The sequence below is a fragment of the Paenarthrobacter sp. TAF1 genome, from assembly GCF_052113825.1.
In the GTDB taxonomy this organism is placed as follows: Bacteria; Actinomycetota; Actinomycetes; order Actinomycetales; family Micrococcaceae; genus Arthrobacter; species Arthrobacter nicotinovorans.
On record NZ_JBFRDO010000005.1, the window covers coordinates 513893 to 523286 of the forward strand.

General features: G+C 64.8%; 8 protein-coding genes and 1 riboswitch. Of the genes, 6 read left to right on the forward strand and 2 right to left on the reverse strand.

The window, feature by feature from the left end; all coding sequences use genetic code 11:
- The first annotated feature begins 50 nt into the window (after positions 1-50).
- A riboswitch (SAM riboswitch) is annotated at positions 51-170 on the forward strand.
- Positions 171-186: 16 nt separating this feature from the next.
- Positions 187-486, forward strand: coding sequence for a hypothetical protein (locus tag AB4Y81_RS10555; RefSeq protein ID WP_189076015.1), 300 nt, complete (start codon positions 187-189; stop codon positions 484-486).
- Here AB4Y81_RS10555 and AB4Y81_RS10560 read toward each other — a convergent pair.
- Entirely contained in the window at positions 483-674 is a 192-nt protein-coding gene (locus AB4Y81_RS10560; RefSeq protein WP_018777074.1) for a hypothetical protein, read from the reverse strand. The genes AB4Y81_RS10555 and AB4Y81_RS10560 overlap by 4 nt on opposite strands.
- Positions 675-912: 238 nt before the next feature.
- On the opposite strand from AB4Y81_RS10560, the gene AB4Y81_RS10565 reads away from it, so the two are divergent.
- From AB4Y81_RS10565 to AB4Y81_RS10575, 3 genes are all read left to right on the forward strand, one after another.
- A complete protein-coding gene (locus AB4Y81_RS10565; RefSeq protein ID WP_441995797.1) occupies positions 913-2076 on the forward strand; it encodes a VIT1/CCC1 transporter family protein in 1164 nt (387 codons plus the stop codon).
- 86 nt (positions 2077-2162) lie between these two features.
- On the forward strand, positions 2163-3056 hold the full coding sequence (locus tag AB4Y81_RS10570) for a matrixin family metalloprotease (RefSeq protein WP_441995789.1): 894 nt from the start codon (positions 2163-2165) through the stop codon (positions 3054-3056).
- Between the two features lie 120 nt (positions 3057-3176).
- Positions 3177-4109 carry a peptidase M10 gene (locus AB4Y81_RS10575; RefSeq protein WP_039240090.1) on the forward strand — a complete coding sequence of 311 codons (933 nt, stop codon included), beginning with the start codon at positions 3177-3179 and terminating at the stop codon, positions 4107-4109.
- A 13-nt stretch (positions 4110-4122) separates the two neighbouring features.
- On the opposite strand, the gene AB4Y81_RS10580 is transcribed toward AB4Y81_RS10575, so the two are convergent.
- Positions 4123-5256, reverse strand: coding sequence for an LOG family protein (locus AB4Y81_RS10580; RefSeq protein ID WP_441995790.1), 1134 nt, complete (start codon positions 5254-5256; stop codon positions 4123-4125).
- Positions 5257-5471: 215 nt separating this feature from the next.
- Here AB4Y81_RS10580 and AB4Y81_RS10585 point away from each other — a divergent pair, with 215 nt between their 5' ends.
- Both AB4Y81_RS10585 and AB4Y81_RS10590 read left to right on the forward strand, forming a co-directional pair.
- Positions 5472-8390 (forward strand): chitobiase/beta-hexosaminidase C-terminal domain-containing protein, encoded by a 2919-nt coding sequence (locus AB4Y81_RS10585; protein ID WP_441995791.1) that lies wholly within the window; start codon positions 5472-5474, stop codon positions 8388-8390.
- Between the two features lie 126 nt (positions 8391-8516).
- Positions 8517-9394, forward strand: an 878-nt coding sequence (locus AB4Y81_RS10590) for a DUF222 domain-containing protein (RefSeq protein WP_441995792.1), incomplete at its 3' end; no start/stop codon positions are given.

A 9394-nucleotide genomic window follows, 5' to 3' on the forward strand; every position in this document is an offset into this window, starting at 1 on the left:
TTCCCGGCAAAAGGGCCTTCATAACCGCAGGTGCGGTACTGTTGTCCCAGCTTCAAGAGATGTGGCGCCAAGCTCCGACTGGCCATGCACCAACCCCATGTTCACGGGTGGTTCGGATGAGGAAGCGGCCCGTCCCGGACCTGAGACAACCGAGCGGGCAAGAGCACTCTCCACAGGAGCAGCACCTTGCCGTATCAGAGCGATACCAGCCACGCCCACAGCACCACCGGCCAAACCGAAGCCCGGACCGTCACGGTGATCCCCGCCGTCGACCTTTACCTGGGCACGGTCACCATAGTGGCCAGGAACGAAACCCTGTTCTTCCGGCATCCCCATCCGCAGCAGATCGCCAAAGCGCTGGCCCAGGCCGTCCGGCCCTCAACGTGGTGCGAGGCGTCCCGGACCCTGACGGTTACTGTGGCCGCGACAGGAAAACGGGATGGCCAGCCGCGCCTGTTCGCCCTCGGCAGCCGGGACGAGGACTAGATTTCCTCTTCCTCCCCACGGAATTCCTCGGTCTCATCGATCGGCACCACCCGTTCATCGTCCTCGGGGGCGTCCACTTCCTCAACCCAGGGCTCGTCCACTTCCTGGTCTTCGGCGTAGTCGTAGGCCGGGTCCGACTCGATGGTGGTGCGTTCCGGGTACTTGGCGTGTGATTCGGTGGTGTCCATGGTGCAACCTCCGTCCCGTGGGCCTGTAAGAGCCCGCTAACCGAGTGCGGGGAGGCTCCCCGCCCCTGTCCTTCCATCTGAGCACCGGCCAAAGCGAGGGTCAAGCAGAGCCGGAAATTACGGTACACCGAACATTCCAGCTAAGGAATACCAGCCAAAAAACCCTGCAAATAAGCGGTAGTGTGGGGCGTGCAATGGGGCCGCAACTACCCCACCCAGCACAGGAGATAAAGTGCAGATGCACCAGGAATCCCACAGTTCGTCGAGCCCCGCTCCGGACCCCGCCATCGAACCCACAGCCCTCCACCACACCGCAGACCCGGCAGCACCCACTGCGTCGGACATCAGGCGTTGGCGGCAGTACCTTGCCGATGAACGCGCCGAGGCTGCGGTCTACCGCGAACTCGCCCAGCGCCGCGACGGCGAGGAACGGCAGATCCTGCTGGCTCTGGCCGAAGCCGAAGGGCGGCATGAAGCGCACTGGCTCAAACTCCTGGGTGAGCACGCAGGCATGCCCAAGGCAGCTTCCGCCCGCAGCCAGTTCCTGGGGTTCCTGGCCCGCAACTTCGGTTCGGTCTTCGTCCTGGCCCTGGCGCAACGTGCAGAGGGCCGCTCCCCCTACGGAACCGAGCCGGCCGCCACCCCCGCGATGGTGGCCGATGAACAAATCCACGAGGAAGTAGTCCGGGGCCTGGCGACCCGTGGACGCAACCGGCTCTCGGGTACCTTCCGCGCAGCAGTTTTCGGCGCCAACGACGGTTTGGTGAGCAACCTGTCGCTGGTCATGGGCATGGCCGCGACGGGTGTACCGAGTTCCGTGGTCCTCATGAGCGGCGTTGCAGGGCTCCTGGCCGGCGCACTGTCCATGGGTGCCGGCGAATACGTCTCCGTCCGCTCGCAACGCGAACTGCTCAACGCCACCCTCCCCACCCAGGCCACCCTCACCGCAGCCCCGTCGCTGGACATCGACCACAACGAGCTGGTCCTGGTTTACCTGGCACGCGGCATGACCCGCGAAGCCGCCGAGCACCGGGCAGCCGAGCGCATGGGATTGTTCAGCTGCGACTGCGATCCCAGCCTCTCCCTGCAGCCCGAGAAACCGGTGGCCGATGAGCATGAATCGGTGGGTTCGGCGTGGGGCGCGGCGCTGTCCAGTTTCTGCTTCTTCGCCTCGGGAGCCATCGTTCCGATCCTGCCCTTCCTTTTCGGGATGACGGGTATGGCCGCGCTCCTGGTGGCCGGAGTCCTGGTGGGCATCGCGCTGCTGGCGACAGGCGCCGTCGTGGGTTTGCTGTCCGGTACGTCGCCGCTCAGCCGCGGCCTGCGGCAGCTGGCCATCGGGCTGGGAGCAGCTGCTGCCACCTACGGTCTCGGTTTGCTGTTCGGCGCGGCGATCGTCTGAGTTTGGACTGCTCCCCCGGCAGACCGTAATGTTGGTTCGTCCTCCGCGCTGCCCCGCGTGACCAAGGGCCTGAGGAATGGAGAACCGTGGACTGGGAGCGGGAAGCTACGCACGTGCCGAAGCACCGGCGATCGGGAACAACCCAGCGCGTTCTGCTCGGCCTGCTGATGGCATTCATTGCGGCAACGGTCGCTTTGCTGGTGTCCTGGTTCCTGAACGGCGACCCCCGCATCACGGCACTGTTCCCGGGCGTCAGCGTCCCGGGCGGCCCGCAAACCGGGAAGATACAGCCCACCTCGGCCCGCATTCCGGACGCACCACCGCCGGGACTTGAGGAAGCTGACGCCCCGCTGGCCTCGCCGACGGCACCGGGCACCACCAATGATTCGTACAAGTTCCTGGCCATGAACGACGACGGCACCCCGGTGGGCTATTCCCCTTGCCGGCCGCTGCACTACGTGGTGAACAACGCCTCCGCTCCCGAAGGAACCGACCCCCTCCTGGCGACGGCCATTGCCAATATCTCTGCAGCCTCGGGCATCCAGTTCGTCAACGACGGAACAACCGACGAACAACCCGCGGACCGGCGAGAGCCCTACCAACCCAACCGCTACGGCGACCGGTGGGCTCCCCTGCTGATCTCGTGGACCACACCAGAAGTGGCGCCGGCCCTTGAAGGGAAGGTCATCGGCACAGGCGGCAGCACCATGTATTCGCTGGACAAGGGCCCCAAAAGCTACATCACCGGAAGCCTGGAGCTGGACACACCCCAGATCGCGGAACTTCTGGCCGATCCCGGCGGTGCGGACTACGTCCTTGCCGTCATGCAGCACGAGCTGGGACACGTGATGGGACTGGACCATGTGGACGATCCGATCCAGCTCATGTACCCGGAAATCGGGGCACCGGACGGTCTGGCCGCCGGTGACCTGAACGGCCTCCATCTCCTGGCATCAGCCCCCTGCCGCAAGGACATCTAGCAGCGTTCAGGCGTTGGGTACAAAGGCCATGGACTCACGGGGACACTGGACCTATGCTGGCGAATACGGCCGACGGCGGCGCCCCACCGCCCGTCCGCGGCCTCCACGTCAGGGGGTTCCATGGAACCTTATGGGTCGTCCAAGTGGCCGGACCCGGATCCTCCCCGGCCCCATTACCTTCCGCCTTCGGGTCCGCACGAGCCGCCTGAGCCCCGCCCGCCGATCAAGCACAGCAGCGTCGCCGCCATCCTGTTCCTGCTGGGCATCCTGGGGCTCGTGTGCGCCGGAGCCTATTTCGGCGGAGAGCTGCAGCAATTCCTCTACGGATCATCGGAAAGCCAGAGCCAGCCGCCACGTCCCGGGCTGGCACCCTTCGGACAACGGGACGATCCCCTGCCCGGACGTGAAGAAGCCGACGCGCCCCTCGGCACGCCGCCCCCGCTGGTCCAAGCCAGCAGCTCGTACAAGTTCCTGGCAGTCAAAGAAGACGGCACGCCCTTGGCGTACTCGCCCTGCAGGCCCATCCACTACGTGGTGAATTCGGACCTCGCACCGGCTTCCTGGCAGGTTCTTGTGGAGAAGGCCGTCCATGAAACCGGGAGAGCTACGGGGTTGAGATTCATTTACGACGGGCCGAGTTCCGAGGTTCCCTCCCCCAACCGTTCCGGGTACCAGCCGGCCAGATACGGGGACCGTTGGGCGCCGGTGTTGATCGCCTGGAGCACCCCGGAGCAGGTACCGCGACTGACCGGGCAGACGGTGGGTCTGGGCGGAAGCTCCTCCATTGGCCTGAGCAACGGCTACAAGGCATACGTGACCGGGACAGTCTCACTGGATGCGCCACAGTTTGCCGGGATCGTGGACACCCCGGACGGGGAGGACATCGGCGTGGCAGTCATCATGCACGAGCTCGGACACCTGGTGGGCCTGGACCACGTGGACGATCCCCGGCAACTCATGTTCGGGCAGGCATCGTGGGTACGGGAATATGCCGCAGGCGACCTGACGGGGCTCGCGGAACTGGGTTCAGGTCCCTGCAGCAAAGACTTCTGAGCCGGGCTGTGTCTTATCGGGCCAACACCGCGAGCGCATCCTCCACCGTGTCCACCAAAAAGATACGCTCCGCCATGGGCTTCCCGGCGGCCAGGCTCTGCAGCATAGGCCACGCCGGGAAGGTCCGTTCCCAGTGATCGCGGCCCACCAGGACCATGGGGGTAATGGTTTCGGGCGCGCCGTAGTAGTTCTCACAGGCGTCCTGGAAAATCTCCTGCACCGTGCCTGCTGCTCCCGGCAGGAACACGATCCCGCCGTTGCAGACTTCCAACAGGATGGCTTCCCGGATGGCGTTGGCGAAGTACTTGGCGATGTGGGTGGCGAACAGATTGGGCGGCTCGTGCCCGTAGAACCAGGTAGGGATGCCGAGGGTCGGGGTGCCTTGCGGGTAATGTTCGACGACGGCCGCCGCCTGACGCGCCCAAGCCGTCACCGAGGGCCTGAACCCCGGGACATCGGCGAGTGTCGCAAGGGCCGCCTGCAGTTCGGCGTCGGGCCTTCCGCTGAAGTAGGCGCCCATATTGGCCGCTTCCATGGCACCGGGACCCCCGCCCGTGGCGACGGCGAAGCGGGCTTGGGCGAGCAGGCTGCCCAGCCGGGCGGCGTCGGCGAATTCCCTGGATCCTCGCTGGGCGGCATGGCCGCCCATGACTCCCACAATCCTGCTTCCTGCGAAGGGGCCCTGATCCAATGCCTCGTCCAGGGCGTCGCCTATGGCGTGATCGTGCAGCGCTGCGGCGAGCGTGGCGTCGAGGCTCTGACGCTGGCCGGGCAGGATGCTCCACTGGTAGACCTGCGCGTCGAGGGTGGACTCGTACTCAGTAGCCGGGATGTCCCGGTAGAGCTCCGCCGGGGTGTAGAGAGTGCCGCGGTACGGGTCAAAGGGAACACCCAGCAGCTTCGGAAAGATCAGCGCGCCACGGCTTCGCAGGCTTTCTTCCACACCGGTGTCGAAGGTGCAGCCGAGGAAGATGGCACCTTGCGGATCCATTGCTTTGAGCTGGCGCGAGTAGCCGCGAAGGTCCAACGACTGCGCGTGCCAACCGTGCATTGACCGGGCTCCGGCACTGACCAGCCGATCGAAATGAACCACGCTTTCGACGTCGAGTGTTCGAGGACTTGGGTTCAAAGCTGCGGTGCGGTTCATGAATTCAGCGTAATGCGGGGTTTATGCCGACCGCCGGGATTTCGCAGAGAGGGGCCCGGACCCTAGCCATGTATTTCGCCGAGGAGTACAGTATCGATCACTGCTCCACTTTCGATCCATGAAAGGCAATGGCAGTACCCAACTGAATTCCGCAATGACGCCCCGGGGGCGTCGTAAATTTGCCGGCTGGGGGGCCCAACATCTGCTCGAGGAGCATGGTTGTGGACCGTCCAAAATACGCTCGGCGTCATACGCATTCCACCCTGTTCAGCACCCGTTCCCTTTTCCGGAAAATCCTTGTTTTCCTGCTGGGTTCCGCTGTTGCCTTTTCTGCCCTGACCGTTGGTATGGCGGCGCCTGCCGCTGCTGCGGTCCCGCCGTGCCCGGGCACAGGCGGCGCCATGCAGATAGTGGCCCACACCGATGATGACCTGATTTTCATCAGTCCGGATTTCATGCGTGACATCCAGTCCAAGCGCTGCGTGCAGACCGTGTACGCAACGGCGGGTGAAGCCGGTGAAGGGGCTGCATACTGGAACAGCCTGGAAGCGGGAATCAGGGCAAGCTACGCGAAAATGGCGGGCGTAGCCGATGCCTGGACCACCTCCGACGCGGGCGTTCCGGGCCGACCCCTCACCCTTCAGACCTTGAATGCGGCACCCAACGTTTCCGTCGTTTTCATGCGGCTTCCGGATGGCTTCCCGGATGGGAGGGGCAGCAGCCGCTACAACGGCCAGAGCATCCTGAAACTGTGGGACGGCCGGCTCAGCTCCATCCGTCCGGTTGACGGGGCCGCAGCGTTTACCAAGGCGCAATTCCAGACGACGTTGAACCAGCTGGTAGCCAATTACCAACCCACCACCTTCCGGACCCAGGATTGGACGGGGAATTACCAGGACCCCTACGACCACAGCGATCACTGGGCCACGGCAAAGTTTGCCCAGCTGGCCAGCAGGGCCTACACGGGACCCCATACGGCATCTGCATACGACGCCTATGTAATCGATGAATACGCCCAGAATGTGACGGGCGCGGACCTGACCAACAAAGTCAACACCTTTGTGCGCTTCGCCGATTTCGATAAATACCTCTGCGACACTCCCTGCCCGGCGCCGCCTTACAGCGACTGGCTCAAACGGCAGTACATCACGGCCATCGAGTGGACGGGCAATGCTGCCAAATCAGCAGGCACAACAGTGAGCGCTTCCTCGCAGAAGGCCTCGGGGCAGAGCCCCGAGAAGGCCCGCGACGGGTACGCATGGGGTACGCCCATGGACGCCAACCGCGAATGGGTCACCAACGGCGGCAAGGCAGGCAGCTGGATCCAGTACAACTTCTCCCCTGCCCGGACCATCAACGCCGTGACGCTTTTTGACCGGCCGATCCTCAGCGACCAGGTAACCGGCGGCAACCTGGCCTTCCCGGATGGCAGCACCGTGCCAGTGGGCGCCCTGCCCAACAACGGTTCGGGACTCACAGTGAACTTCCCGGCAAGGACAGTCAGTTCGGTCCGCTTCAACATCACCTCCGTGAGCGGCTCCACCACGAACGTCGGCTTGTCCGAGTTCGAGGCCCACATCACGGCCGACGTCGTTGCACCCGAAGTAACGGCGACACCGCCCGGCGGCACCTATGACATCGGGCAAAAGGTCACCCTGTCCGCGAACGAACCTGCGACGATCTTCTACACACTGGACGGGACGACCCCCACCACCGCGAGTGCCAAATATGCCACGCCGATCACCGTGAATGGTCCACTGACGCTGAAGTACTTCGCCGTGGACGCTGCGAACAACCCGTCGGCCGTCGTGACTCAGAGCTACTCCACCGGCCCGGACGTGACCAAGCCTGTGGTGACGGCCAACCCGCTGGGCGGCGCCTACGCCCCGGGCACCAGCATCACGCTTACGTCCAACGAGGCAAACTCCGTGATCAAGTACACCAAGGACAGCAGCGATCCCCTCACTGCAGGCTTGGTCTACTCCACGCCGATTGTCTTCGCGGGCCCGGATCCGATGACCCTGAAATTCTTCGCCACGGATCCTGCCGGAAACGTCTCCGATGTCGTCACGCAGACCTACAACGTTCCGCCTGACACGCGGGCGCCTGTGGTGACGGCGAACCCAACCAGCCGTGCGCTGGCCAGCGGGGCAACCATCACGCTTTCCGCCGATGAACCAGGCGCAAGCATCTACTACACCACAGACGGCAGCAGCCCCACGGCTACGGAGTCTGCCACCAACTTCAAGTATTCGGCTCCGCTTGTCATGGGGACATCACAGCTGACCCTGAAGTACGTCGGTGTGGACGCTGCAGGGAACACCTCACCCATTGGAACCCAGACGTACAGCGTTCCCGCAGCCGGGCCGCCGTCGTCCCATGACTTCAACGGCGACGGCAAGGCCGACGTCTTGTCCTCCGATACTGCCGGCAACCTGTACCTCTACCCGGGCAATGGCGGAGGCGGTCTGGGGCCGCGGCAAACGGCCTTGGCGGCACCTGCATGGTCCACGATCACCGACACCATAACCCCCGGCGACTTCAACCGGGACGGCAAACCGGACCTGCTGGCCCGTGCAGGTGACGTCCTGTGGTTCTACCCGGGCGACGGCGCCGGCAGCTTCGGCGCCAGGGTCCAAGTGAGCACCGGATGGAGCACCATGAGCCAGTTGTTCTCCCCGGGCGACTTCAGTGGCGACGGAATCCCTGACCTGATCGCCAGGCGGAGCACCGGCGATCTGCGCCTTTACGAAGGCAACGGCAGCGGCGGGCTCCGGACGCCAATCACGATTGGAACCGGCTGGAATGTTATGAATGCAATTCTGAGCACCGGGGACTTTAATGGAGATGGTACGGGAGACGTGCTGGCCAGGCGTTCGGATACTGGCGCCCTCTGGCTCTACCCCGGCGATGGAACCCGCGGATGGCTCGCATGGAAGCAAATCTCCGCGGGTTGGGACAACCGAACATCGATCGCAGGCCCCCGGGACCTCGACGGCGATAACAAGAACGACGTCATCGGCCGCATCGGAGACACCCTGTGGCTCTACCCAGGCAGCGGCAACGGGACTCTCAGCAACGTCCCGCCCACTAGCCTCGGCACCGGTTGGCAGGCCATGAAGATCATCGGCTAGCCAACCCCCTGGACCTGGCGCGGGTCGGAGTTTTCCCCCAGACTCTTCGGCCCGCGTCAGCCATGTCCGGAGCCTGTCCGGGGTGGGCTGCTAAAAAATGTCAGACCCTCTTGGCAGGGTTGATGCATGGGAAGCATTGGGGATGTTTTGGCGCGGCGGGCAGGTTCGCCCGGCGCCAAAGTCTTGCCCCGACGCGTCCGCCACAGCGAGAAAACAGGTTCGACGGCGTCACTCGCCGCCGCGCTCACCGGCAGCGACCCTGGCGTGCGGCCAACCGGCGGTATGTCATTTGAGGGCCGCGCCGGAGCTGCAGGACTCGCCGAATCGCTGGCATTGGGTGCTGCAGCAGTGGCAGCTGTGCGTTCACTCGCGGCCGAGGAGACACGGCTGTTTGACTTCACGGAAGCCGCAGATTTCGCAGGATCGGTCGAAGAGATTTCCCGGGCCCTGGAGTACGTGCAGGTCGTTGCGGCGCAGGCTGTGGAGCGGACCCGGACCGAGGCGCAGCGTGCGGTGCCGGCACAGCAGCCCGGACAGTCCCCGGCGTCCGGCGCCCAGGAATGGGGGACGGGGTGGACCGAGCCAGCCGGTAAGTCGGAAGGTGGCGGTGGATCCGGTGGTCGTACGGGTGAAGCGGCCCCCGGAAGCACCGTCAAAGCGGGTACTGCTGATGGTGGTGGTGGCAGTGTTTTGGATGATGGGTACCGGAACGCGGCGGAGTTCCTCCGGGCCCGGTTGAGGATCGGGATCGGCGAAGCACGGCGCCGGCTCGCCCTCGCCACCGATGTCCTGCCCGGGGCCGGAATAACCGGCCAGGAAATCCCGGCCCGTCGTCAAAGACTCGCCGAGGCCCTCCACRCCGGACAGGTCCCGTCCCGGTCCGCGACGATCATCAGCACCGCCCTGGACAAAGCCCAACACTTCACCGACCCGGACACCCTCACCGGCATGGAACACGCCCTCACCACCACCGCCACACAATCCGACCCCGACTTCGTCACCAC

What these genes read in the sequence shown, in the direction of transcription:
- AB4Y81_RS10575 (WP_039240090.1), top strand. Translation starts at nt 3,177, where the DNA reads ATGGAACCTTATGGGTCGTCCAAGTGGCCGGACCCGGATCCTCCCCGG.
- AB4Y81_RS10580 (WP_441995790.1), bottom strand. Translation starts at nt 5,256, where the DNA reads ATGAACCGCACCGCAGCTTTGAACCCAAGTCCTCGAACACTCGACGTC.
- AB4Y81_RS10585 (WP_441995791.1), top strand. Translation starts at nt 5,472, where the DNA reads ATGGTTGTGGACCGTCCAAAATACGCTCGGCGTCATACGCATTCCACC.
- AB4Y81_RS10565 (WP_441995797.1), top strand. Translation starts at nt 913, where the DNA reads ATGCACCAGGAATCCCACAGTTCGTCGAGCCCCGCTCCGGACCCCGCC.
- AB4Y81_RS10560 (WP_018777074.1), bottom strand. Translation starts at nt 674, where the DNA reads ATGGACACCACCGAATCACACGCCAAGTACCCGGAACGCACCACCATC.